This is a genomic window from Burkholderia sp. JPY481 (genome assembly GCF_038900515.1).
In the GTDB taxonomy this organism is placed as follows: Bacteria; Pseudomonadota; Gammaproteobacteria; order Burkholderiales; family Burkholderiaceae; genus Paraburkholderia; species Paraburkholderia youngii.
Window position 1 is genome coordinate 698243 of the sequence record NZ_JAYMRT010000001.1, and the last position, 24344, is coordinate 722586.

General features: G+C 64.2%; 20 protein-coding genes and 1 tRNA gene. 10 read left to right on the plus strand and 11 right to left on the minus strand.

Annotated elements, in window-relative coordinates:
- The first annotated feature begins 230 nt into the window (after positions 1-230).
- From fixL to VSR82_RS03215, 4 genes are all read left to right on the plus strand, one after another.
- On the plus strand, positions 231-2747 hold the full coding sequence (gene fixL, locus VSR82_RS03200) for a PAS domain-containing sensor histidine kinase (RefSeq protein ID WP_217710116.1): 2517 nt from the start codon (positions 231-233) through the stop codon (positions 2745-2747).
- The gene (fixJ, locus tag VSR82_RS03205) at positions 2744-3388 is read left to right on the plus strand and encodes an oxygen response regulator transcription factor FixJ (RefSeq protein WP_008922736.1); all 645 of its coding nucleotides are present in this window, start codon (positions 2744-2746) and stop codon (positions 3386-3388) included. Before fixL ends, fixJ begins: the two co-directional genes overlap by 4 nt.
- A 440-nt stretch (positions 3389-3828) precedes the next feature.
- On the plus strand, positions 3829-4692 hold the full coding sequence (gene folD / locus VSR82_RS03210; RefSeq protein ID WP_368586750.1) for a bifunctional methylenetetrahydrofolate dehydrogenase/methenyltetrahydrofolate cyclohydrolase FolD: 864 nt from the start codon (positions 3829-3831) through the stop codon (positions 4690-4692).
- A gap of 320 nt (positions 4693-5012) precedes the next feature.
- The gene (locus VSR82_RS03215) at positions 5013-7118 is read left to right on the plus strand and encodes a M3 family metallopeptidase (RefSeq protein ID WP_498857481.1); all 2106 of its coding nucleotides are present in this window, start codon (positions 5013-5015) and stop codon (positions 7116-7118) included.
- Positions 7119-7206: 88 nt separating this feature from the next.
- On the opposite strand, the gene VSR82_RS03220 is transcribed toward VSR82_RS03215, so the two are convergent.
- Positions 7207-8508 (minus strand): amidohydrolase family protein, encoded by a 1302-nt coding sequence (locus VSR82_RS03220; RefSeq protein ID WP_429458749.1) that lies wholly within the window; start codon positions 8506-8508, stop codon positions 7207-7209.
- A gap of 163 nt (positions 8509-8671) precedes the next feature.
- On the opposite strand from VSR82_RS03220, the gene VSR82_RS03225 reads away from it, so the two are divergent.
- A complete protein-coding gene (locus tag VSR82_RS03225) occupies positions 8672-9367 on the plus strand; it encodes an aspartate/glutamate racemase family protein (RefSeq protein ID WP_429458747.1) in 696 nt (231 codons plus the stop codon).
- A gap of 148 nt (positions 9368-9515) precedes the next feature.
- Here VSR82_RS03225 and VSR82_RS03230 read toward each other — a convergent pair.
- A tRNA-Met gene (locus VSR82_RS03230) sits at positions 9516-9592 on the minus strand.
- Between the two features lie 259 nt (positions 9593-9851).
- Here VSR82_RS03230 and xth point away from each other — a divergent pair.
- On the plus strand, positions 9852-10628 hold the full coding sequence (xth, locus tag VSR82_RS03235; protein ID WP_429458745.1) for an exodeoxyribonuclease III: 777 nt from the start codon (positions 9852-9854) through the stop codon (positions 10626-10628).
- Positions 10629-10679: 51 nt separating this feature from the next.
- Here the strand turns inward: xth and VSR82_RS03240 are convergent, their stop codons facing one another.
- The 4 genes from VSR82_RS03240 to glnA all read right to left on the minus strand — a co-directional run bounded on the left by VSR82_RS03240 (position 10680) and on the right by glnA (position 17261).
- Complete coding sequence (locus VSR82_RS03240) at positions 10680-12797, minus strand: prolyl oligopeptidase family serine peptidase (protein ID WP_498857482.1); 2118 nt, start codon at positions 12795-12797, stop codon at positions 10680-10682.
- 140 nt (positions 12798-12937) lie between these two features.
- Positions 12938-14467, minus strand: coding sequence for a nitrogen regulation protein NR(I) (ntrC, locus tag VSR82_RS03245; RefSeq protein ID WP_410847879.1), 1530 nt, complete (start codon positions 14465-14467; stop codon positions 12938-12940).
- A gap of 36 nt (positions 14468-14503) precedes the next feature.
- Positions 14504-15646 (minus strand): nitrogen regulation protein NR(II), encoded by a 1143-nt coding sequence (gene glnL / locus VSR82_RS03250; RefSeq protein WP_018435399.1) that lies wholly within the window; start codon positions 15644-15646, stop codon positions 14504-14506.
- A gap of 199 nt (positions 15647-15845) precedes the next feature.
- On the minus strand, positions 15846-17261 hold the full coding sequence (glnA, locus tag VSR82_RS03255; protein ID WP_368586743.1) for a type I glutamate--ammonia ligase: 1416 nt from the start codon (positions 17259-17261) through the stop codon (positions 15846-15848).
- A gap of 455 nt (positions 17262-17716) precedes the next feature.
- Between glnA and VSR82_RS03260 the strand changes: the two genes are divergently transcribed.
- Positions 17717-18181 carry a rhodanese-like domain-containing protein gene (locus VSR82_RS03260; protein ID WP_368586742.1) on the plus strand — a complete coding sequence of 155 codons (465 nt, stop codon included), beginning with the start codon at positions 17717-17719 and terminating at the stop codon, positions 18179-18181.
- Between the two features lie 172 nt (positions 18182-18353).
- On the opposite strand, the gene VSR82_RS03265 is transcribed toward VSR82_RS03260, so the two are convergent.
- From VSR82_RS03265 to VSR82_RS03285, 5 genes are all read right to left on the minus strand, one after another.
- Entirely contained in the window at positions 18354-19202 is an 849-nt protein-coding gene (locus VSR82_RS03265) for a competence/damage-inducible protein A (protein ID WP_429458738.1), read from the minus strand.
- A 19-nt stretch (positions 19203-19221) separates the two neighbouring features.
- Positions 19222-20055, minus strand: coding sequence for an EI24 domain-containing protein (locus tag VSR82_RS03270; protein WP_368586740.1), 834 nt, complete (start codon positions 20053-20055; stop codon positions 19222-19224).
- Positions 20056-20251: 196 nt separating this feature from the next.
- The gene (locus VSR82_RS03275) at positions 20252-21250 is read right to left on the minus strand and encodes a sterol desaturase family protein (protein WP_368586739.1); all 999 of its coding nucleotides are present in this window, start codon (positions 21248-21250) and stop codon (positions 20252-20254) included.
- Positions 21251-21332: 82 nt separating this feature from the next.
- Positions 21333-22352 (minus strand): YVTN family beta-propeller repeat protein, encoded by a 1020-nt coding sequence (locus tag VSR82_RS03280; protein ID WP_429458735.1) that lies wholly within the window; start codon positions 22350-22352, stop codon positions 21333-21335.
- Positions 22353-22377: 25 nt separating this feature from the next.
- Positions 22378-22560 carry a hypothetical protein gene (locus VSR82_RS03285; protein WP_368586737.1) on the minus strand — a complete coding sequence of 61 codons (183 nt, stop codon included), beginning with the start codon at positions 22558-22560 and terminating at the stop codon, positions 22378-22380.
- Positions 22561-22836: 276 nt separating this feature from the next.
- Between VSR82_RS03285 and VSR82_RS03290 the strand changes: the two genes are divergently transcribed.
- Genes VSR82_RS03290 through VSR82_RS03300 form a run of 3 tightly spaced genes read left to right on the plus strand, consistent with a single transcriptional unit; the run spans position 22837 to position 24299 of the window.
- A complete protein-coding gene (locus VSR82_RS03290) occupies positions 22837-23445 on the plus strand; it encodes a hypothetical protein (RefSeq protein WP_498857483.1) in 609 nt (202 codons plus the stop codon).
- Positions 23446-23455: 10 nt separating this feature from the next.
- Positions 23456-23968, plus strand: a complete 513-nt coding sequence (locus tag VSR82_RS03295; RefSeq protein ID WP_429458729.1) for a hypothetical protein — start codon at positions 23456-23458, stop codon at positions 23966-23968.
- Between the two features lie 37 nt (positions 23969-24005).
- Positions 24006-24299 carry a YadA-like family protein gene (locus VSR82_RS03300; protein WP_429461853.1) on the plus strand — a complete coding sequence of 98 codons (294 nt, stop codon included), beginning with the start codon at positions 24006-24008 and terminating at the stop codon, positions 24297-24299.
- Positions 24300-24344: the final 45 nt, after the last annotated feature.

Sequence of the window (24344 nt, forward strand, 5' to 3'; positions counted from 1 at the left end):
GACGCAGGATAGGCCGCGGCAGCACCGGCTGATTGTAATAAGGGTCCCGACGTCAACGCAATCAAATTTTCAAATTACGAGATCAATTCTCACAATGCGGAAAATTGCTGCAACGCAACCTGGTTTGACTGCCGTTAGACCGATCCGTCGGCTAGTTTGCGCCGATTAACTGCACTTTCCGCGCTTTTTTGCGTCATTTGTCGGGGACGTGCTGAGCTACAATGCCACGCATGTTGACCGAACGGCTTTTCTCTCGCTCGGCGCGCACCGCGGGTTCGCCGGCGGATTCGTCGCCGTCCCCGCGCTGGCACCACGGACCCTGGTGGTCCAATTCCTATTTGCTGACGCCGCTGCTGTCGATCCTGGTATTCCTGGTCGTCATGAGCCTGATTCTCTGGAGTCTGAACCGGCGCGAACAGCAGCAGCAGGAAGACACGCTGTACCGCAACGTCGCGTGGGCGCAGCAGCAGATCCGGCTGTCGATGACAGGCGCGCAGGAACAGATTCAGGCGCTCGCGCGCGACCTCGCCGCCGGCCATGCTGACGAGCATTCGTTCCAGGTGAACACCACGGACATCATGCAGGGGCATCCCGAGATCCTCTACATGAACTGGTACACCGCTCAGCAGCAGCCGCGCTGGCCCAATGCCGCGCCGCCGGTGCTAGGCCAGCGGCTCGCGCGGCCCAACGACGCACAAATGGACGAAGCGGTCAAAGCCGGTTTCGCCGAGGCGCGCAACACGCGCCGCCAGGTGTACTCGCCGCTTATCTACGACGACCTCGGCAACGGCTTCATCACGTTGCAAACGCCGATCTTCCGCGACCGCGATTTCCTCGGCACGATCGCCGCGGTGTTCTCGGTGGAAGGCATTCTGAAGCGCGACATCCCGCCCGAGCTGTCGGCCAAATACAAGATCTCGATCATCGACGTGAACAACCGCGAGTTGACCACCACGTCGACCCGCCCGCGCCTGCCGCGCGACATGTTCTACGACCTGCCGCTCGACCCGCCGGGCCAGGGCATCTCGGTGCGCGTATACGCGTTCCCGCAGATCACCAACTTCACGAACAACACGCTGGTGTGGCTGGTCGCCGGCCTCTCCTGCTTCGTGCTGTGGAGCCTGTGGAGTCTGTGGAAGCACACCCGGCAGCGCTTCGAGGCGCAGCAGGCGCTGTACGCGGAAGCGTTTTTCCGCCGCGCAATGGAAAACTCGGTGCTGATCGGCATGCGCGTGCTCGACATGCACGGCCGCATCACGCACGTGAACCCGGCGTTCTGCCGCATGACCGGCTGGGACGAAAGCGACCTCGTCGGCAAGAGCGCGCCGTTCGCGTACTGGCCGCGCGACGCGTACCCGGAGATGCAGCGCCAGCTCGACATGACGCTGCGCGGCAAGGCGCCCTCGTCCGGCTTCGAGCTGCGCGTGCGGCGCAAGGACGGTTCGACGTTCCACGCACGGCTCTACGTGTCGCCGCTGATCGACAGCTCGGGCCGCCAGACTGGCTGGATGTCGTCGATGACCGACATCACCGAGCCGAAGCGCGCGCGCGAAGAACTCGCCGCCGCCCATGAGCGCTTCACGACCGTGCTCGAAAGCCTCGATGCGGCGGTGTCGGTGCTCGCCGCCGACGAAGCCGAACTGCTGTTCGCGAACCGCTACTACCGGCATCTGTTCGGCATCCGCCCGGACGGTCACCTCGAACTCGCGGGCGGCGGCTTCGACAGCTCGCAGGCGTCGTCCGATTCGATCGACATGGTCGACACCTTCGTCGGCCTGCCCGCCGCGGCGCTGACCGAAAGCACCGCCGACGCGCAGGAAATCTACATCCCCGGCATCCAGAAGTGGTTCGAGGTGCGGCGCCAGTACATCCAGTGGGTCGACGGCCATCTCGCGCAGATGCAGATCGCAACCGACATCACGACCCGCAAGCGCGCCCAGGAGCTGGCGCGCCAGCAGGACGAGAAGCTGCAGTTCACGAGCCGCCTGATGACGATGGGCGAAATGGCCTCGTCGCTCGCGCACGAATTGAACCAGCCGCTCGCCGCGATCAACAACTATTGCTCCGGGACCGTCGCACTGGTTAAATCCGGTCGGACGACGCCCGACAATCTGCTGCCGGTGCTCGAAAAGACCGCACAGCAGGCGGTGCGCGCCGGCATGATCATCAAGCGTATCCGCGAGTTCGTGAAGCGCAGCGAGCCGAAGCGTCAGGCCACGCGGGTCGCGGATATCGTCGCCGACGCGGTGGGTCTCGCCGAAATCGAGGCAAGAAAGCGGCGGATTCGCATCGTCACCGATCTGCGCTCGCGGCTGCCGGTGATCTACGTCGATCCGGTGCTGATCGAGCAGGTCCTGGTGAACCTGCTGAAGAACGGCGTCGAGGCGATGGCCGAAGCGCGCCCGAACGCGGTCGACCCAGTGATCCGGGTAGTCGTGCGGCTGGAGAGCGGCTTCGTTTGCATCAGCGTCGTCGATCAGGGGCCGGGCGTCGACGAAACGACCGCCGAGCGTCTGTTCGAACCGTTTTACAGCACCAAGTCCGATGGCATGGGCATGGGGCTGAACATTTGCCGTTCGATTATCGAATCGCATCGCGGGCGTCTGTGGGTGGTCAACAATGTCGAGTCCGACGGCCACATCACGGGTGCCACGTTCCATTGCAGTCTGCCTATTGGGGAGCCTGACGGCCCGAGCAACGGCGGGTCCGAGGCGCCGACACCACAAACCGTTACGGGAGAGCTATGAACAGCCCAGTCACCACCCAGGAAACCGTCTTTGTCGTCGACGACGACGAGGCCGTGCGAGATTCGCTGCGCTGGCTGCTGGAGGCGAACGGCTACCGCGTTCAATGCTTCCTGAGCGCAGAACAGTTCCTCGACGCATGGCAGCCGCATCAGCATCCGGGCCAGATCGCGTGCCTGATCCTCGACGTGCGGATGTCCGGCATGAGCGGGCTCGAGTTGCAGGAACGCCTGATCGCCGACAACGCTTCGCTGCCGATCATCTTCGTGACGGGCCACGGCGACGTGCCGATGGCCGTGTCGACGATGAAGAAAGGCGCGATGGACTTCATCGAAAAGCCGTTCGACGAAGCCGAACTGCGCAAGCTCGTCGAGCGCATGCTCGACAAGGCGCGCAGTGAAAGCACCAGCGTCCAGCAGCAGCGTGCCGCGGCCGAGCGCCTCGGCAAGCTGACCGCGCGTGAGCATCAGGTGCTCGAGCGGATCATCGCGGGCCGCCTGAACAAGCAGATCGCCGACGACCTCGGCATCAGCATCAAGACGGTCGAAGCGCATCGCGCGAACATCATGGAAAAGCTGAACGTCAACACGGTCGCCGATCTGCTGCGACTCGCGCTGTCGAACAAGCCGCAAACGGCGCAGTAACGTCGCGCAGTAACGTCGGTATGGGCGGCCCTTCGCTCGGAGGGCCGTCTCTAAGTGACCGCCATGCGGCGGTTGCGTCGCCGGTTCGCGACGGCGTGAGCGTCGCTGAGTCCGGCGTGCGCGTGGCGTTCGAGCGGCCTGCCCCGCCGCCCGCGTTGCGCTTTCTTGCCGTCACACGTCCCGCCCCACTCCTCCCGTGCGCTTCCACGCGCCGCGAATCCCCTGCGGAAGCACGCCCGTCGCGCCGGTATAATGTCGGACTTTGCAGCGGCGCCTTGCCCGAACCGGCAACGCGCCTGTCGCGGGCTACCCGGCTTCGTCGAGCAGCCGAAGCACGCCGTCGCGCGCGCCCTCCGCGCGAGCGCTTCGCCCCGCCAGCCCAAACCGCCTGCCCCGAATCGATTCCCGATCTCCAACCTCGACTCAACGTTCGACCGACCATGACTGCCAAACTGATCGACGGCCTCGCCCTCTCCAAGACCCTGCGCGCCGACGTCGCGGCGCGCGCCGCAGCCCTGACCGCCCGCGGCCATCAGCCGGGCCTCGCCGTGATTCTGGTCGGCGACAATCCGGCCAGCGAAGTGTATGTGCGCAACAAGGTGAAAGCCTGCCACGACAACGGCCTCGGCTCGTCGTTCGACCGCTATCCGGCCGACCTGCCCGAAGCCGAGCTGCTCGCGCGCATCGACGAGCTGAACCGCGATCCGGCCATCCACGGCATCCTCGTGCAGCTGCCGCTGCCGAAGCACATCGACAGCCACAAGGTGATCGAGGCGATCGCGCCCGAGAAAGATGTCGACGGTTTCCACGTCGCCAATGCGGGCGCGTTGCTGACCGGCCAGCCGCTATTCCGTCCGTGCACGCCGTACGGCGTGATGAAAATGTTCGAGGCCTACGGCATCGAGCTGAAGGGCGCCAACGCGGTGGTGATCGGCCGCTCGAACATTGTCGGCAAGCCGATGGCGCTGCTGCTGCTCGAAGCGGGCGCGACCGTCACGATCTGCCACAGCAAGACGCGCGATCTGGCCGCGCACACCCGCAACGCCGATGTCGTGGTCGCCGCGACCGGTCTGCGTAACATCCTGACCGCGGACATGGTGAAGCCGGGCGCGACCGTGATCGACGTCGGCATGAATCGCGACGACGCCGGCAAGCTGTGCGGCGACGTCGACTTCGCGGGCGTCAAGGAAGTGGCCGGCCATATCACGCCGGTGCCGGGCGGCGTCGGCCCAATGACGATCACGATGCTGCTCGTCAACACGATCGAAGCAGCCGAGCGCGAGGCGAACGCGGCCAAGGCGTAATCGCCGCGCGGTCAGTGCGAGGCGGAGTGAGGCGACTCATCCGTCTCGTGCACCGGGTCGTCTCCCGCCCTCCTCTCTCGCAGAACCACCCCATCATCACCGCGCCGCCGGACCCCGCGGCCCACGCCCCGCCCCAACGCGCGCCAGCGCACCGCAACATCTGTTAATTTGTCAGCCGATGGATTGGAATCGGCGCTTCCCGCCCCAATACTGTCGTTAGCCGGTGCCGCCGCGCGCCGATCGTCGAGCGACACGCCACCAGACGACTCGCACGAACGCCGCCGCACCGCCCACTTCACCCGCGTCAGACAGGAAGCCCTATGTCCACTACCGCCACGCCTCAAGACAACCCGCTCCTCGATTTTTCCGATCTGCCGCGCTTTGGCTCCATCCGACCCGAGCACGTGACGCCCGCCCTCGACGTGCTGCTCGCCGACGCGGCGGCCGCCGTCGAGCGTGCCGCGCTGCCGGTCACGCCCGCGTCGTGGGCCGACGTCGTCGAACCGGTCGAGCGCGCCACCGAGCCGCTGTCGCGCGCGTGGAGCGTGATCGGCCATCTGAATGCCGTTGCCGATACGCCCGAGCTGCGTGCCGTGTACGGGGAGAACCTGCCGCGCGTGACCGAATTCTGGTCGAGCGTCGGCCAGAATCTCGCGCTCTACGAGAAGTACAAGGCACTGAACGCGAGCGACGAGTTTGCGTCGCTGAACGGCGAACGCAAGAAGATCCTCAGCAACGCGCTGCGTGACTTCCGCCTGTCCGGCGCCGAGTTGCCGGAAGACCAGAAGCCGCGTTTCGCCGAATTGCAGGAGCGCCAGGCGGCGCTGTCGAAGGCGTTTTCGGATCACGTGCTCGATGCGACCAACGCGTATGCGTACATCGTCGATGCGGGCAACGAGGCGCAACTGGCGGGCCTTCCCGAAGACGTGATCGAAGCCGCGAAGGAAGCCGCCGGGCGCGACGGCAAGACCGGCTACAAGTTCACGCTGCACTTCCCTTCGTATTTCCCGGTCATGCAGTACTCGGAAAACCGTCCGATGCGCGAAGCGATGTATCGCGCGTACGTGACGCGCGCGTCCGAGCTCGGCGCACAGTACGGCAACGGCAAGAGCGAGTGGGACAACACCCAGGTGCTCGCGGACGAACTGAAGCTGCGCGCCGAAGAAGCGCAGATGCTCGGCTACGGCAACTTCGCCGAAGTGTCGCTCGCGCCGAAGATGGCCGAATCGCCGGCTCAGGTGATGGCCTTCCTCGAAGACCTTGCGACGCGCGCGCGTCCGCATGCGGAGCAGGACTGGAAGGAGCTGCGCGAATTCGCCGCGAGCGAACTCGGCATGACCGATCTGCAGCCGTGGGACATGACGTTCGCCGCCGAGCGTCTGCGCCAGAAGCGCTATTCGTTCTCGGAAAACGAAGTGAAGCAGTACTTCCCCGAAGACGCGGTGTTCAAAGGTCTGTTCAAGGTCACCGAGACGCTGTTCGGCGTGCGCATCCGCCGCGACGATGCAGCCGTCTGGCATCCGGACGTGCGCTTTTTCCGCGTCGAGAATCAGGACGGCGGCCTCGTCGCGCAGTTCTATCTCGACCTGTATGCACGCGAAGGCAAGCGCGGCGGCGCCTGGATGGACGACGCGCGCGGCCGTCACAAGCTCGCGCACGGCGCGGTGCAAACGCCGGTCGCGTATCTGACGTGTAATTTCTCGGCGCCGGTCGGCAGCAAGCCCGCCTGCTTCACGCACGACGAAGTGATCACGCTGTTCCACGAGTTCGGCCACGGCTTGCATCACATGCTTACGCGCGTCGATGAGCTCGGCGTGTCGGGCATCAACGGCGTCGAATGGGATGCGGTCGAACTGCCGTCGCAGTTCATGGAGAACTTCTGCTGGGAATGGGACGTGCTGTCCGACATGACCTCGCACGTCGATACCGGAAAGCCGCTGCCGCGCGAGCTGTTCGACAAGATGCTCGCCGCGAAGAACTTCCAGAGCGGTCTCGGCACGTTGCGGCAGATCGTGTTCTCGATGTTCGACATGCAACTGCATACGGGCTTCGACGCGAACGGTGCGAAGAGCGCCAATGAACTCGCGCGCGAAATCAACGAACGCTTCCACGTCGTGCCGCAAGCGCCGTTCTCGCGCTGGCCGAATACGTTCAGCCATATTTTCGCGGGCGGTTACGCGGCCGGCTACTACAGCTACAAGTGGGCGGAAGTGCTGTCGGCCGATGCGTACGCGGCGTTCGAGGAAGCCGCGCAAGCCGCGGGCAGCGTGCTCAATCAGTCGACCGGCATGCGCTATCGTCGCGAGATTCTGGAAGTGGGCGGCAGCCGTCCGGCGATGGAATCGTTCAAGGCGTTCCGCGGCCGCGAGCCGAATATCGATGCGCTGCTGCGGCATAACGGCATGGCGCCGGGTGCCGCACACTGAGCGATTCGAGCGTCGCGATGCCAATAGAAAAGCCGGCGGTCTGCGCGAGCAGGCCGCCGGTTTTTTCATTCATGCGCGAGACAGCGCGCTACGCGCGATAGAGCTTGAAATCGACCTGCTCGGGCCGCCCTTCGATCGATAGCGACGCGCGCGCGGCCGGCGCGCGGCTCACCACCCTGCCCCGGCTCACCACCGCGAGCCGCGCGGCGCGCAGACGGATCGCCTCGATCTCGTCGCGCGCATCGAGCACGACGAGATTGGCCGCGCAACCGGGCGCGATGCCGTAGTCTTCCAGACCGAGAATGCGCGCCGCGTTCACGGTCACCGCGTCGAAACAGGCGCGCATGCCGTCGACGCTGGTCATCTGCGCGACATGCAGGCCCATCTGCGCGACTTCCAGCATGTCGGCCGAGCCCAGGCTGTACCACGGGTCCATCACGCAGTCGTGACCGAATGCGACCGTGATGCCCGCGGCCAGCATCTCCGGCACCCGCGTCATGCCGCGCCGTTTCGGGTAGGTGTCGCTGCGGCCTTGCAGCGTGATGTTGATCAGCGGATTGGCGATCGCCGCGACGCCCGACTCGCGCATCAGCGGCAACAGCTTGCTCACGTAGTAGTTGTCCATCGAATGCATCGACGTCAGGTGCGAACCGGTGACGCGTCCGTGCAGGCCGAGCCGATGCGTTTCGGCCGCGAGCGTTTCGATGTGACGCGACAGCGGATCGTCCGATTCGTCGCAATGCATGTCGACGCGCAGACCCTGCCCAGCCGCGTACTCGCACAGCATGCGCACCGACTGCGCGCCGTCGGCCATCGTGCGCTCGAAATGCGGAATGCCGCCGACCACGTCGACGCCCATGCCGATCGCGCGCTTAAGGTTGTCGAACGCGCCGGCGCTGCGCAGCAGACCGTCCTGCGGAAACGCGACCAGCTGCAGATCGAGATACGGCGCGACGCGGCGCTTCACTTCGAGCAACGCTTCGACCGCGAGCAGACGCGGATCGCACACGTCGACGTGGCTGCGGATCGCGAGCAGGCCGCGCGCGACGGCCCAATCGCAATACTGCATCGCGCGTTCGATCAACGCTTGCTGCGTGAGCTCGGGCTTCAACTCGCCCCATAGCGCGATGCCTTCGAGCAGCGTGCCCGACGCATTCACGCGCGGCAAACCGTACGACAGCGTCGCGTCCATATGGAAATGCGGATCGACGAACGGCGGCGTGACGAGCGAACCGGCCGCGTCGATTTCGTCGCGCGCGCTCGCGGCCAGGTTCGGCTCGAGCGCGACGATCCGACCCGCGGCAATGCCGATGTCGACTGGGGACGGCTGCTGCGTGAACTGCTGGGCGGCACTGCGCGGCAGCGTCGCGCGGCGGATGATCAGATCCATGTTCGCTCCGGTTGATCGCGTTTGGACTCGCTACGATTCTATCGACGCCAGAATAATGCGCGCGCCGATGCGTACCGGCGTACAGGCCGCAATCCGTACCGGCTCGATGCGATGCGACGCGCCTATACTCGCCGTTTCGGCCATGCATTGACGGAGCGTACAGATGAAAACGATCGGCGTGATCGGCGGAATGAGCTGGGAGTCGTCAAGCGAGTATTACCGGCTGCTGAATCGCCATGCGAAGGCGCGGCTCGGCGGCCATCACAACGCACGCAGTCTGCTGCTGACCGTCGATTTCGCGTCGATCGAGGCGAACCAGCGCGCCGGCGACTGGCACGCGCTCGGCGAACAGATGGCCGGCGCCGCGCGCCAGCTCGAACGCGGCGGCGCCGATCTCGTGATTCTTGCGACGAACACGATGCATCGCGTGTACGAATCGATCGAGCAGGCCATCACGGTGCCGTTCCTGCACATCGCCGATCCGACCGGCGCGGCGTTGCGCGCGGCGGGCGTCGAGCGCGTTGGTCTGCTCGGCACGCGCTACACGATGGAGCAGACGTTCTACACGGGCCGGCTGCGCGAGCGCTATGGACTCGACACGCTCGTGCCTGATGACGACGAACGCGCGGACGTGCACCGCATCATTTACGACGAGCTATGCCACGGTAATGTGGACGACGCGTCGCGCGAGGTCTATCAACGCGTGATCGAACATCTGGCCGCGCGTGGCGCGCAGGCGGTGATACTCGGGTGCACTGAAATCACGCTGCTGATCAAGCCGGAAGATTCGGTGCTGCCTGTGTTCGATACCACCGCGTTACATGCGCAGGCCGCGGTGGAGTGGGCGATCGGGGCGTGATGATGGGTTAGAGGCTTCGATCGAGCGCGAATCATGTTGCGCCAGTTCACGCGCGCGCAGCATATGCAGCGAGCGGCACAAAGCAAAATGAAGCGCTGAAAGTCAAAAAGCCCGCATGGCTTGCGCGATGCGGGCTTTCAACAAAGCTTGGTTGCGGGGGTAGGATTTGAACCTACGACCTTCGGGTTATGAGCCCGACGAGCTGCCAGACTGCTCCACCCCGCGTCAGAGAAAAAAGATTATATAAGCTTGCTAGCAAAACGTCAAACTTAAGCGCGGAACATTTCTCGAACGACGTCGTCGCCATGAAACCCGAGCCTCGATGAACACACATGAGCTTGCGCCGTAAGCGCAAGACACGCGAGCCAGCCTCGCATTCCACGCGAGACGCGACGCACCCAGCAAGTAGAATGTCGCCGACTTTGACCGGCGAGGCCCCCGCTATAATCGCCTTGCTCTCATCACGCACGCATCGGATATTTTCGTGAAAATCGCCACCTGGAACGTCAACTCCCTCAAAGTCCGCCAGCAGCACGTCATCGACTGGCTCGCGAGCAGCGGCACCGACGTGCTGTGCCTGCAGGAACTGAAGCTCCCCGACGAAAAGTTTCCGCGCGCCGAACTCGAGGCGGTCGGCTATCGAAGCTGGTACGCGGGTCAGAAAACCTATAACGGTGTCGGCATTCTGGTGCGCGAAGGATTGAACGTCGACGAAACCAGCATCGTGCGCAACATCCCCGGTTTCGAGGATCCGCAGCAGCGCGTGATCGCGGCGACCATCGACGGCGTGCGCATCATCTCCGCGTACTTCCCCAACGGTCAGGCACCCGGCACCGACAAGTTCGCATACAAGCTGCGCTGGCTCGACGCGCTGCACGACTGGCTGGCAGCCGAGATGACACTGCATCCGAAGCTCGCGCTGCTCGGCGACTACAACATCGCACCCGAAGATCGCGATGTGCACGACCCCAAGGCATGGGAAGGTCAGAATCTGGTGTCACCCGAAGAGCGCGCGGCGTTCGTGCGGCTGATCGGCCTCGGTCTGCTCGACGCGTTCCGCCAGTTCGAGCAGCAGGAAAAGATCTATTCGTGGTGGGACTACCGGATGATGGCGTTCCGTCGCAACGCGGGGCTGCGCATCGATCACATCCTGCTGTCGAAGGCGCTGTCCGACATCTGCAAGGCGTGCGACATCGACAAGGTGCCGCGCAAATGGGATCAGCCGTCGGATCACGCGCCGGTGTTCGCGCAGCTCGGTTGATCCGGAACACAGCCACGAAGCGAGGCAGTGCGGCCTCGCTTTCCTGGCGCTTCAAGCGCCGCCCAGCACACCCCACAAGAACTCGAACACCATCGCATCATGCTCGGCCTGCTCCAGCTCATCGGAGCCGCCGTGTCCGCCTTCCGTATTCTCCCGGTACCACACGTTCTGCGCGCCCAGCGCCTGCATGCGCGCCGCCATCTTGCGCGCGTGGCCGGGATGCACGCGATCGTCGGCGGTCGACGTCATGAATAGCACCGGCGGATACGCGACGCCCGCCGCGACGTTGTGATACGGCGAATACGCGGCGAGCGCGCGCGCTTCATCGGGTTCGTCCGGGTCGCCGTACTCGTCGATCCACGACGCTCCCGCGTGCAGGAGGTGATAGCGGCTCATATCGAGCAACGGCACCTCGCACACGACCGCGCCGAATAGCTCCGGCCGCTGCACCATGCAGGCGGCCACCAGCAGACCGCCGTTGCTGCCGCCCTGAATGCCGAGCTTCGCGGCGCTCGTCACGCCGCTCGCGATCAGCGCTTCGGCGACCGCGATGAAATCATCGAACGCGCGCTGGCGATGTTCTCCCTGCGCCGCCGTGTGCCAGCGCGTGCCGAACTCGCCACCGCCGCGGATATGCGCGACCACGTACACGCCGCCGCGTTCGAGCCAGCCGATACCCTGCCCCGTCAAATAGCTCGGCAGCAGCGGAATCGCGAAACCACCGTAGCCGCTCAGCAGACACGGACGCGTCGGTTGTCGATCGCCCAGCGATGACGATGCTTCCTTCGGCCCAACCACCGTGTACGGTATGCGCGTGCCATCGGCCGATACCGCATGTCCACGCGTCACGGCAACGCTCGTCGCGTCGAACTGCGTCGGCCAACGGTCGAGCAACTCCCATTCGCCGGGCTCGTCGCGCGCGAGATCGGAGAGCCAGTAGGCGGGCGGTTGCAGATAATCGTCGGTGTCGACGAACACTTCGTCGTTAAGCGTCGACTCGACCGGCGACACGTCCACTTGCGCATCGCCGCGCGACGCGAACACGCGCTCGCGCCAGTGCCACGTGCCGTCCTCGCGTTGCGACGGCGTCCAGATCAGCGTCTTGCCGCGTACGTCGTCGAGGTACGACACGATCAGATGATGGCGCGTATGCGACCACTCGCAGGCCGAGGTCAGCGGCGTCGGCGTGAAAAGCGGCGTCACGTCGCGCTCGCCGCGCAAAAACGCGTCCTCGCGAATCGCGAGCAGCGCGCCGCCAGGATAGCGCGCGCGATTGCCGTCCCACTCGCAGTCCCAGTCGAGCCGTAGCTCGAGCAGCAGCCAGCCCTGCCACGCCCCCACCGCGACATGCGACGGCACTTCATAACGATGCCAGGCATCGCTGGCATGGTCGAGGTAATAGGTGTGCGAATCGAAAAAGTCGACGCTGCTCGTCACCGTATGCCGGCGATCGACCGGATCGTAATTCGCCTCCACGCCGATGTCGTCAAACTCGCCGCGAAACACGATCGGCGCGTCGGCGAGCGCGGTGCCGCGGGTCCAGCGCCGCACGTCGCGTGGATAACCGGAACGCGTCAGCGTCTTGCGCCCGTTGTCCCAGCCGACGTACAGCGTATCGCGATCGATCCACGACACCGTGTGCTTGCCCGCCTTCGCAATCGCGAAACCATCATCGACGAAACGCCCCGCGTCGAGATCGAACTCGCGCACGACGAGCGCGTCCGAGCCGCCCGGCGACATCGTGATCAGCGCGCGGTCGCCGTCCGGATAAAGGATGTCGAGATCGACGCACACCCACGGCGTGCCTTCGGCCGCGCCGAGCGCGTCGAAGTCGAGCAGGTTCTGCCAGACCGGCGCGCCGGCGCGCCATGCGGTCCACGCGGTGCGTCGCCAGATGCCGCGCGGATTGCTCGCGTCCTGCCACAGATCGTAGGCCCAGTCCTTCCAGCGATCCGGAATCACCGGACGCTCGCGCGGCAGATACGCATCAGCGAGCCGGCGTCTGAGCGCGTCGAACGACGCGCCGCTGCACCACGCCGCGCGGGTGCGCGCATTTTGCGCGTCGACCCATGCGAGTGCGTCGGTGTCGTACAGCTCTTCGAGCGACAGGAAAGGATCGGGGGAAAGCGGCCACTCGAACGGGGCGGGAGAAGCGGGAGAAGCTGGCATCGTTAGCTGTCGGATCGGAACAGCGTTGATTATGCCTCGTGCACGGTAGTTGCCGGTTTGCCGCGACGCGCGCTGCAAAAACGACGAAGGCGGCCGGAGCCGCCCTCGCCTGCGATGCAGGATCGCTGAATACGACCGCATCAAGGCTCGAGATTGAGCTCCTGAATCTTGCGCGTAATCGTATTGCGCCCGATACCGAGCCGCTCGGCAGCCTCGACCTTGCGGCCGCGCGTGAAGTCGAGCGCCTCTCGGATCACGGCCGCTTCGAAGCGGCGCGCGAGTTCGTCCATCACGTCGGCCGCGTTCTCTCGCAGCATGCGCGCGACCTCGGTGCGCAAGCCGCCTTCCCATGCGCTCAGCGCGGTGGCGACCGACGCACCGACCGGATGGACGAGCGTGCTGGCGTTCGCGCCAGCGAGCGGCGCACCGACCGTGAATCCCCCATTGGTCGCGACGGCGCCATCCGTCGTCGCACCCGCGGCGGCGCCCGCACCGGGCTCGCTCCCGCCGCCGTGCGCGGGACCGAGATCGGGCGGCAGATCCTTGATCTCGATCGTCTGCGCGGGCGCCATCACCGTGAGCCAGTTCGCGAGATTCTCGAGTTGTCGCACGTTGCCCGGAAACGGCAGCGACGCCAGATACGCGAGCGCCTCGTCGGACACGCGCTTCGGTTCGACGCCGAGATCGCGCGCGCTCTTCTGCAGGAAATGCCGCGTCAACAGAGGAATGTCCTCGCTGCGCTCGCGCAATGCGGGCAAGCGCAAGCGGATCACGTTCAAACGGTGGTACAAGTCCTCGCGAAACAAACCCTGCCGCACGCGCGCTTCGAGGTTCTGGTGCGTCGCCGCGATCACGCGCACATTGGCGCGCAGCGGATTGTGGCCGCCGACGCGATAGAACTGTCCGTCCGACAGCACGCGCAACAGGCGCGTCTGCAGATCGAACGGCATGTCGCCGATTTCGTCCAGAAACAGCGTGCCGTTCTCGGCCTGCTCGAAGCGCCCCTGGCGCATCGCCTGCGCGCCGGTGAACGCCCCGCGCTCATGACCGAACAGCTCGGACTCCAGCAGATCCTTCGGAATCGCGGCCGTGTTCAACGCGATGAATGGGCCGTTCGCGCGTGGGCTATGTCGGTGCAGCGCACGCGCGACCAGTTCCTTCCCGGTGCCTGATTCGCCGGTAATGAGCACGGTGGCCGCCGAATGCGACAGGCGACCGATCGCGCGAAACATGTCCTGCATCGCGGGTGCCTGGCCGAGCATCTCGGGCGCTTCGGCGACGCGTTCGTCCCATGTCTGCTCGCCGCGCATGCTTTCGTCGACCGCGCGGCGAATCAGCTCGACGGCCTTGTCGATGTCGAACGGCTTCGCCAGATACTCGAACGCACCGCCCTGGAATGCGGCGACCGCGCTATCGAGATCCGAGAACGCGGTCATGATGATGACCGGCAAGCCCGGCACCTTGTCGCGGACGGTTTGCAGCAACTCGAGCCCGGAGCCGCCGGGCATGCGGATATCGGAGACCAGCACCTGCGGGCTGTCGTGATCGAGCGCGGCCGACGCTTCGCGCACGTTCGCGAAGCTGCGCGTCGCGAAGTTCTCGCGCGCCAGCGCTTTCTCGAGCACCCAGCGAATTGATTGATCGTCGTCTACTATCCAGATCGGCTTCATATAGTTCGGTCAGAAGTCTTGAGGTGCTTGTGGTAGCTAGAGGTCGAGCGGCAGCAGAATCTGAAACTCGGTATGGCCCGGCCGGCTGTCCACCTCGATCAGACCTTCGTGCTGCTGCACGAAGGTCTGCGCAAGCGTTAGACCGAGACCGCTGCCATCCTCGCGCCCCGATACGAGCGGATAGAAAATGCGGTCGCGAATCTCTTCGGGAATGCCTGGGCCGTTGTCGACGATATGCAAGTCCAATGCCAGCTTGCACAGGCGTTTTGAAATCGTGACCTTGCGCGCGATGCGCGTGCGCAACTCGATGCGCGCATCGCCCTGCGAGATCCGTTCGCGCAATGCCTCGGCCGCGTTGCGCACGATGTTCAGCAGCGCCTGGATCAGCTGCTCCTTGTCGCCGCGCAGATCCGGCACGCTGACGTCGTAGTCGCGCTCGATCGTCAGGCCGCGCGGAAATTCCGCGAGAATCACCTGACGCACGCGCTCGCACACCTCGTGAATATTCACGTCGCCGACGATATGCGGATGACGGTGCGGTTCGAGCAGGCGGTCGACCAGCGTCTGCAGGCGGTCCGATTCCTTGATGATGACCTGGGTGTACTCGCGCAACTCGTCGCGCTGACGCTCGCCGAGTTCGAATTCGAGCAACTGCGCGGCGCCGCGAATACCGCCGAGCGGATTCTTGATTTCGTGCGCGAGATTGCGGATCAGATGCTTGTTGACGGCCGTCAGGTCGTTGATGCGCTCTTCGCGGTCGGTGCGCAGATGCCGCTCGTTCTCGAACAGTTCGAGCAACACGTAGTCCTGCGCGCTTTCCAGAAAGCCGACGATCGCATGCACGTGCAGCGGCTCGTGGCCGGGACGCTCGAGCACGGCGTCCAGATGCGTCGCGTGAAAACGGTGTGCGGCGATCGCGGTGATCGTCGCGACCAGTTCGTCCGCATTCGAGAAGATGTCCGGCCACGCCATCTGCGTGAGTTGCTTGCGCGACATCTCCAGCATCGATTCCGCCGACGGATTCGCGAACGCGACGCGCAGCGTGCGCTTCTCGAGCACCAGCACGACGGTCGGCAACGCCTCGAAGCCTGGCAGCAAGCCAGAACTCACGAGCTGCACGTCATCCGACAGCGTCTGTTCGTGTCCTTTCCTTGCCTTGATCAGATTCTTGAGAACCATCTTGCAGTGTGGCCGGTAGGAGATGGTGGTAATTCAGGAGTGCGGGCTGTTGGTGATTCGTCGAATTGCATGTCGCCCGCGCGCGGCCGGCCGTGCGTACGGTCTAACGAAAAAGGGACGGCGCCGCCGTCCCTTCGTGACCGATCGCGAGCGTCGGGCAAAGCGCTTCGCCGCGTGAAGGGCGAAGCGCCATCGCCGCTTACAGCGAGTAGTACATTTCGAATTCGATTGGGTGCACCGACTGACGATAGCGTTGCAGCTCGCCCGTCTTCAGTTCGATGTACGCGTCGAGCATCGAATCCGTGAACACGCCGCCGCGCGTCAGGAACTCGCGGTCCGCGTCGAGTGCGTCGAGAGCCTGGTCGAGGCCGGCGCACACGGTCGGGATCTTTGCATCCTCTTCCGGCGGCAGGTCGTACAGGTTCTTGTCAGCGGCTTCACCCGGGTGAATCTTGTTCTGCACGCCGTCCAGACCCGCCATCATCAGCGCGGAGAAGCACAGGTACGGATTCGCCAGCGGATCCGGGAAGCGCGTTTCGATACGGCGGCCCTTCGGGTTCGACACGTGCGGAATACGGATCGATGCCGAGCGGTTGCGAGCCGAGTAAGCCAGCTTGACCGGCGCTTCGAAGTGCGGCACGAGACGCTTGTACGAGTTCGTACCCGGGTTCGTGATCGCGTTCAGCGCGCGAGCGTGCTTGATGATGCCGCCGATGTAGAACAGCGCGAATTCCGACAGACCTGCGTAACCATTGCCTGCGAACAGGTTCTGGCCGTCCTTCCAGATCGACTGGTGAACGTGCATGCCCGAGCCGTTATCGCCGACGACCGGCTTCGGCATGAACGTCGCCGTTTTGCCATACGTGTGCGCGACGTTGTGGATGATGTACTTCATCTGCTGCAGCCAGTCCGCGCGCTGCACGAGCGTCGAGAACTTGGTGCCGATTTCGTTCTGGCCCTGACCCGCCACTTCGTGGTGGTGCACTTCGACCGGAATGCCGATCTGTTCGAGCAGCAGACACATTTCCGAGCGGATGTCCTGGAACGTGTCGACCGGCGCGACCGGGAAGTAGCCGCCCTTGGTGCCCGGACGGTGGCCGGTGTTGCCGCCTTCGAATTCCTTCGCCGACGACCACGGCGCTTCTTCCGAACCGATCTTGATGAAGCAGCCCGACTGGTCCGTGTTCCACTGGACCGAGTCGAAAATGAAGAATTCCGGCTCCGGACCGAAGTACGCGGTGTCCCCGAGGCCCGAGCTCTTCAGGTACGCTTCGGCGCGCTTCGCGAGCGAGCGCGGGTCGCGCTCATAGCCCTTGCCGTCAGCCGGTTCGACGACGTCGCAGGTCAGCACGAGGGTCGATTCTTCGAAGAACGGGTCGATGAACGCCGTGTTCGCGTCCGGGACCAGCAACATGTCCGATGCTTCGATGCCCTTCCAGCCGGCAATCGACGAACCGTCAAACGCATGGCCGCTTTCGAACTTGTCTTCATCGAATGCCGACACCGGCACCGAAACGTGTTGCTCTTTGCCGCGCGTGTCGGTGAAGCGGAAGTCGACAAACTTGACGTCTTCGTCTTTGACGAGTTGAACGACGTCGGCCACGGATTTACTCATAACCTATCTCCTGATTAACAATTTCGGCGGATTTCTGCCGCCGCCCAATCTAGCTGACCCGTCCCGGAACGTCCACCTATACGGCGTCGCAGGCGGAAAATTCTGCGGGACAAATCGATCGGCACCAATAAAGCAGATAGCGTGCCATCTTTCAGCCCAGTATGAGCCAATGCGGCGCACATCGTTACTGCGCTTGCGTTTGCGGGCTACGCGCGGAGCGCGAGCGGCGTCACGAAGCAATGCCTGAGCATCCTCACGCACCAATTTCGTGCATTCACAGGTTTGGAAATCGCGTTATCTTCCATTTTGGTGCATTCGAACGAAAGTGCACCATATTTGCGCATCAAGTTTGGGGCGGCGCCCGCCGATGGCCCGACGACGCCCAGTCTACACACGTCTGCGCGGTGCCTGCCGCGCGCTAGAATGATCATTTGGTCCGAAGGAGATTGACGCTCATGAGCACGCTCGAACAGCTTTACGCGAAGGCGGACGCCCGTCGCGCCGAGAACCAACTGCCCTACGCGGGCGCGGTATCGCCGGCCGAGGCGTTCGAACTGCTGGAACTCGATCCGCGCACGCGTCTCGTCGACGTGCGTACCCGCGCCGAACTCGACTGGGTCGGCCGGCCGGTGATCGGCGATGGTCAATACGCGCACGTCGAATGGACGCGCTATCCGGGTGCAGTGCCCAATCAGGAGTTCATGCAACAACTCGCGCAGGTCGCCTCGCCCGACACGCCGGTGCTGTTCCTGTGCCGCAGCGCCGCGCGCTCGAAGCTCGCCGCGATCGCCGCGACCAAGGCCGGCTTCACGAAGGCGTACGACCTGCTGGAAGGCTTCGAAGGCGACAAGGACGGCCAGGGGCATCGGAAGACGGTGTCGGGATGGTGTTTTCGCGGCTTGCCGTGGATCGGCGCCTGATGGCGAGGCGACGCACTGCCCTCACATGCGCAAGCCCCGTCGCGCGAGGCTGAGGCAGGCTAATCGCAAAGGGGACGCGCCGACCACGTATTGATTGCATCGTCGGCGCGGGTTGTGACACTGCGATGTCGCGGCTCGCGCCAATCCTCCTGCGCGAACCGCTGCCATCCGCTCAGTTTCGCGGCTTGCCCGTGGCGGCTGCCGCCGCTGCCGCGACTTCCGGCTCGACGATATCGCCACCGAGCAGATGCACCCCTTCGCGCAGCTTCACGAACGCGGCGGCGACGGCCTCCGGCTCACCCTTCACACCGAGATCGATGTGATGCCGCGCATACACACCGCCGCGCTCCGCATCCCCGACGCTCGGCAGGCTGAACACCCGCACGCCCGGAAAATCGCGCTCGATTTTCTCCATCAGCGGCGTCACGCGCGACTCCGGCAGCTCGAACACCAGCAGCGACTTTTCAGCGTGCGGCGTGGTGTGATGCAGATGCGCGTACTGCGTGTCGAGCACCCACTCGATCATCGGCCAGGCCATCACCGGGAAACCCGGCACGAAATGGTGCTGGCGGATCGAGAAGCCCGGAATCTTGTTGTAGCCGTTCGGAATGATGTCGGCGCCTTGCGGGTACGTGCCCATGTTCAGGCGATGCCGGTTCTCGGGCGAGTTCAGATCGAGCGGCGTCGTTGAAGTCGCCGGATACATGTCGCGAATGCGCTCCTGGATCAGCTTCGCGGCCTCCGGATGCAGTTCGAGCGGCACGCCGAGCGCGGCCGCCGCGCACTGGCGCGTGTGGTCGTCAGGTGTCGCGCCGATGCCGCCCGTCGAGAAAACGATGTCGCCCGACGCGAATGTCCGACGCAGCGTCGCCGTGATGCGCTCCGGATCGTCGCCGATGTACTCCGCCCAGCCGAGCGACAGCCCGCGCGCGCGGAGCAATTCGATGACCTTCGGTAGATGCTTGTCGACGCGCCTGCCCGACAGGATTTCATCGCCGATGATGATGACGCCAAATGCCATTGCCGCCTCTTTCGTTTGATCAATAGGGAACCGGCGCGACCTCGCGCGCGCCGCCAGACGCTTCCGCCCGCATACGCTGCAGCGCGCGCAGGCAGTAGTTGCCGAACCATAGCGCCGAGAACACGAGGATGAACGCGTAAATCCAGATCGTCACCGTGGTGATGACCGGGAACAGCACGATCAGCCATACCGACGACGCCCACAGCAGTGTCGGCAGCGAACCTAGCAGGCCGCTCACGACCCCGATCAGCAGCAGCGGCAACCGGTGGCGCCGCACGAGTTCGCGCCGCTCATCGCGTGTCGCATGCAACGCGAGCGCGTCGTATGTCATCACCCGATATGTGAGCCAGCCCCACAGCAGCGGCGGAATCAGCGCGAAGAACGGCGGTACGAGCCACAGCGGCAACGTGACGATCAACAGCACGAGACACAGCAGCGTGGTCCAGAGCGCCTGACCGAGGCTACCGTACCATGTTCCGCCGCGGCGTATCTCAAGCCCGGCGAACTGGCGCGCCGCGAGAAAGCGGATCACGGCCGGCATCGACAGCATGGCGATCAGCAGCAGCACGGTGACGACGATCAACGGGATCGCCATTGCAATCACGATGAACGGCGCGATGACCGCGTGCAGCGTCGAAAAACCGAGCACGTCGAACAGATGATAAAGCGTGGCGGTGAAAGACCAGTCGTCGAGCCAGATGCGGGTCGCGCCGGTCAGCGTCTGCCAGAAGAACCACAGGAGTAAGCCCCAACCGACCGTCGCAACGATAAACGGTTTGAAGGTCAGCCAGAGCATGCGCGGATGCAACGCGCTTGCGAGTGCACGCCCAAACGAGCGCAACAGATCATTCATGCGAGCCAATGCCTGCGAACGAAACGATGGACAGGAAAAACGCGCCGCGCGCCGGCCTGGCATGCTGGGGCACCGGAGGTGCGCACGAACGTGCACAGCATAAACCAACGGACCCGCCGCCGGCGGAAGTGGGCGTTGCGGCGCAGTGCGTGCTCGAGAGGATCCGCAATGAGCTCGGAATGAACTCTGAATGGACTCAAACGGCAGCGGTGTCGTTGCCGGTTGCACGGCGCTTCGATGCGAGGCGATGCGCGATGCGCACGAAGGCGAACCAGTGCTGCGCCCAGAAGCCGTCGCCATAGCGCCGGCCTTCGAGCTGATCGCTGATACCGGTCGGCTCCATGTCGCGGCTCCACGACGCGCTGCGGAACAGCATGTCCCACCAAGGGAACAGCACGCCGAAATTGCAGCCGTACTTGAGCCCTTCATGACCTAAGCCGATCGCATGATGACGGCGATGGAATGCCGGACTAACGAGCAGCCGCTCGCCGAGCCAGCCGTAATACAGGCGGATGTTCGCGTGCTGCACGCTTTGCGCAAGGTTCGTGATCGCGACCAGCACGACGAACTGCGACGGCGGAACACCGATCGCGAGCGAGATCACCGCGAAGAACGACGCCTGCAGCAAATCGTCGAGCAGATGATTACGATCGTCGGACCACAGCGACATCTGCCGCTGACTATGGTGTACCGCATGCAGTTCCCACCACACGCCGAAGCGGTGCTGCCCGCGGTGATACCAGTAGCCGGCGAAATCGAGCACGAGCAGATACATGACGAATGTGACGAGCGGCTGCGTGGTCACGCCAGGCCACAGGTTGTCGAAGTTCAGGTTCGCGATGCCGTGAAGCCTGAGCCAGCCTTGCACGTTGTCAAAAAATGGCTGCAGTGCGAAGAAAAAGAACAGGTTCAGAATGCCGAGCTTGGCGATCCACGTGTACAGCACGTCGACGCGCACTGCCTTGCGGTTCTCCCATTGCTCGACCGGGCGCAGCGCCTCGAGCGGACGCAGGATCGCGTACATCGCGAGCACCTCGAGCACACCGACGATGACCCAGTACAGGCTATCGTAGGTGTCCTCGTCGTAGTCCATCAGATTGAACCGGAACAGCAGCGGCTGTACCACGTCGACGTACAGCCACGTCTGGGTGGCTGAAACGAAGCTGTCGAGTGTGGAGAAAATCAGATGGAACATGATCCTGGCCTGTTACTTCATCCTTGATGGCTCGTGGCGCCCGGGCTCTGCTGCGTTGCCGTCACGCACACCGTGAAATCCCTCAAGCACCGTTCGGCGCCGTGACCGGCGCGCGGTTGAAGAAATAGATGCCATGCGGCGAGCGGCCCACCGCAATCGTCTGGATCAGCTTGCGCGTGTTGAGATCGATGATGCCAATGTGCTTCGCGAAGCGGAAGGTCACCCACAGATAGCGCTTGTCGGCGGAAAGTTCCATGTCGTCCGGTCCCGGCATCAGGCCGGTGATGTCGCCGACGTTGGTGAGCGTGTCTTCGTCGATGATGCTGATCGTGCTAGCCACGCGGTTCGACACCGCGACATGCTTGCCGTCGGCGAGCGAGCGGAAGTTGTGGGCGCCCTTGCCCGTGTGAATCGTCTTGACGATCTTCTGGTTGCGCCAATCCACGACGGCGACGTAGTCCTCGCCGGTCATGCCGACGAGCAGGTACTTTTCGCCCGGCGTCATCCACAGGCCCGCGGGCACCTTGCCGACCTTCATCTTCCATTTGACGGTTTGCGTGGACAGGTCGATGGCGGCGAGTTCGCCCGAGATCTGCAGCGAAACGAACACCGTCTTGCTGTCATTCGTGAACGCCATATGGCTCGGCATCACCGCGAGCGGCAGCCGTGAAGCCAGCGTCATCTGGTTTTTCTGGTTGTCGTAGTGGTAGATGTCGAGGCGGTCGAGCCGCAGGCCCGTAGTGACGAGCCACTTGCGATCCGGCGAGAAACCGATCTGATAGGGATCTTCGATGTTCTCGACCCAGCGCTGCAACTGCCCGGTTTTCGGATCGACGAACATCAGGTTGTTCGACACCGAATTGGCGACGATCAGCGAGGAATTGTCCGGTGTGACCATCAGGTGATGCGGTTCCTTGCCCGTGGGCACGGTGCCGATGACCTGGCGGCTGCTCTCGTCGATCAGGCTCAGCGTGGCCTCACCGGAATTGAGCACGATCACGTTGTTGGCGTGCGCCGCCGGAGAAAAAAGGCCTGCGGCGGCGACCAGCACCGCGGTTGCGGCGAACGTGGCAGTCAAGCCGGGAAGAAGAAATTTACGCATGAAAACTCGCTTCGGAGAACAACGGTCATTGTAGAACGTTTGCCGGTCCCAGCGGTTGACGTAAGTCACCGGGCGGCGCGCGAAAAATGACGGAAGCGATGAAGTGCGGCCGCGCGCCGGAGAGTTCGTCTGACACGTCCCGTTCGATGCTCGCGCCGCGGGTTTTCGAGTAATGAATCAATGTGCTCTCCTTGTCAGAATCAATCATGCATCGGCCACACGCTAATATCGCCTAAAGCAATAACCAAAACAATAGGAATATTCCATTTTTTCTCGCGAATAAAAATCTACCTGTATTAATATATTTTTTAGCCCAATTGAATTTCGGAGTTCGCTGATATCTGAGTTCCGCGGGGACATCAGAGAATTCTTCTTACGCGTGGCCCCCAGTGCCTCACCCATGAAAGCCGTGCGTGGAACGCGGGGACGACGCGCGCCCGCCAAAGGACGCAAGCCCTTTTTATTTTCGAGATTTTCAACTTACGTGAGCAATAACGTCACGCCAATCCCGAATTACGCACTACACGCCACAAACTACAATTATGCGGAGGGTTTTAAATTGATAAACAAGGACATTTCGATAATTGGCCGTACCACATCTCAAAGAAAAGTCGCAGCGCCGCAAACTGCCTGCCTGCAAACACATCGTGCTTCCGCGCGCCAGCCAACCATCGCCCGGGCAGTTCGACGTACTGCGGGTGTTGCCATAGCGGCGGCCGTTTACGTCACGGAAGCGAACGGCGCCGGCGTCGATTCGGTCGAGCTAGGCACGGCCAGCGCGCCCGGCGACGCCGCTGCCGCAATAGGCGCACAGGCCATCGCGAGCGGCAACTCATCGCTGGCGATCGGCTCGCAGGCGAACGCGCAAAACGACTGCGCGCTCGCGGTAGGGGCAGGCGCCACGGCACAGGGCGACAGCGCAGTCGCCATGGGTCTCTCCTCTTCGGCACAAGGGGAAGGCGCCAGCGCCTTTGGGCCCTATGCGAATGCGCAGGCGGAACGCGCGACCGCGGTCGGTCTGAACACGTCGGCGCTCGGCCTCGACTCGGTCGCAGTGCCTGACCAACGTCGCCGCGGGCGCTGCGCGCACTGACGCGGTCAACGTGAGCCAGTTGAGCGCGGTCGGCAACAAGGTCGATGCACTCGCTGAAAGCAGCGCGCTGCATTACCTCAGCGCTGCCGACCCGGCCGACGGCTCCAACGACGCGCTCGCAGAAGGCACGCACACGCTCGCCGCGGGCAGCAACGCTAGCCCCATGGGCGCCAACGCAAGCGCATTCGGCACGAGCGCCAGCGCGAGCGCAACCGACCCGACCGCGATCGGCGCGGGCGCGGTCGCCGGCACTGCCGGCGCGACCTCGCTGGGCGCGTCAGCGTCGGCCTACGGCTCCGGGGCCACGGCGCTCGGGGCCAGCGCGACGGCAAACGGCGACGGCACCCTCGCGCTCGGCTCCGCCAGCGCAGCCGCCGACAACGCACCTTCGCTCGGCTATCACTCGAGCGCGCTAGCCGCAAACTCCGTCGCGCTCGGTCAGGGCTCGATTGCCGATCGCGCGGGGACCGTATCGGTCGGGCAACGAGCGCCAGATCACCAACGTCGCGGCTGGCACCGCTGACTCCGACGCGGTCAACGTCAATCAGTTGCAGCAAAGCATGAGCGGCGCGATCAGCGCGGCGAATCGCCATACCGACGACCAGATCCGTTCCGCCCGCCGGGACAGCTATGGGGGCACGGCATCGGCGCTCGCGATGGCAGGTTTGCCGCAAGCGGTCCTGCCCGGACACGGCATGGTCGCGACGGCGGGCGGCACGCACGGCGGTCAATCCGCGCTCGCGATTAACGTGCCGCGGTTGTCGGACACCGGCAAATGGATCTACAAGGCCCAACGCAGCACCGGCTCGCGCGGCCAGTTCGGCGCATCGATCGGCGCGGGGATGCATTGGTGAAATCAGCTCGGGCGATCGAGTTGGGCAAAGCCCGGCCGCCATGCA

What these genes read in the sequence shown, in the direction of transcription:
- fixL (WP_217710116.1), top strand. Translation starts at nt 231, where the DNA reads ATGTTGACCGAACGGCTTTTCTCTCGCTCGGCGCGCACCGCGGGTTCG.
- fixJ (WP_008922736.1), top strand. Translation starts at nt 2,744, where the DNA reads ATGAACAGCCCAGTCACCACCCAGGAAACCGTCTTTGTCGTCGACGAC.
- folD (WP_368586750.1), top strand. Translation starts at nt 3,829, where the DNA reads ATGACTGCCAAACTGATCGACGGCCTCGCCCTCTCCAAGACCCTGCGC.
- VSR82_RS03215 (WP_498857481.1), top strand. Translation starts at nt 5,013, where the DNA reads ATGTCCACTACCGCCACGCCTCAAGACAACCCGCTCCTCGATTTTTCC.
- VSR82_RS03220 (WP_429458749.1), bottom strand. Translation starts at nt 8,508, where the DNA reads ATGGATCTGATCATCCGCCGCGCGACGCTGCCGCGCAGTGCCGCCCAG.
- VSR82_RS03225 (WP_429458747.1), top strand. Translation starts at nt 8,672, where the DNA reads ATGAAAACGATCGGCGTGATCGGCGGAATGAGCTGGGAGTCGTCAAGC.
- VSR82_RS03240 (WP_498857482.1), bottom strand. Translation starts at nt 12,797, where the DNA reads ATGCCAGCTTCTCCCGCTTCTCCCGCCCCGTTCGAGTGGCCGCTTTCC.
- ntrC (WP_410847879.1), bottom strand. Translation starts at nt 14,467, where the DNA reads ATGAAGCCGATCTGGATAGTAGACGACGATCAATCAATTCGCTGGGTG.
- glnL (WP_018435399.1), bottom strand. Translation starts at nt 15,646, where the DNA reads ATGGTTCTCAAGAATCTGATCAAGGCAAGGAAAGGACACGAACAGACG.
- glnA (WP_368586743.1), bottom strand. Translation starts at nt 17,261, where the DNA reads ATGAGTAAATCCGTGGCCGACGTCGTTCAACTCGTCAAAGACGAAGAC.
- VSR82_RS03260 (WP_368586742.1), top strand. Translation starts at nt 17,717, where the DNA reads ATGAGCACGCTCGAACAGCTTTACGCGAAGGCGGACGCCCGTCGCGCC.
- VSR82_RS03265 (WP_429458738.1), bottom strand. Translation starts at nt 19,202, where the DNA reads ATGGCATTTGGCGTCATCATCATCGGCGATGAAATCCTGTCGGGCAGG.
- VSR82_RS03270 (WP_368586740.1), bottom strand. Translation starts at nt 20,055, where the DNA reads ATGAATGATCTGTTGCGCTCGTTTGGGCGTGCACTCGCAAGCGCGTTG.
- VSR82_RS03275 (WP_368586739.1), bottom strand. Translation starts at nt 21,250, where the DNA reads ATGTTCCATCTGATTTTCTCCACACTCGACAGCTTCGTTTCAGCCACC.
- VSR82_RS03280 (WP_429458735.1), bottom strand. Translation starts at nt 22,352, where the DNA reads ATGCGTAAATTTCTTCTTCCCGGCTTGACTGCCACGTTCGCCGCAACC.
- VSR82_RS03285 (WP_368586737.1), bottom strand. Translation starts at nt 22,560, where the DNA reads ATGATTGATTCTGACAAGGAGAGCACATTGATTCATTACTCGAAAACC.
- VSR82_RS03300 (WP_429461853.1), top strand. Translation starts at nt 24,006, where the DNA reads ATGAGCGGCGCGATCAGCGCGGCGAATCGCCATACCGACGACCAGATC.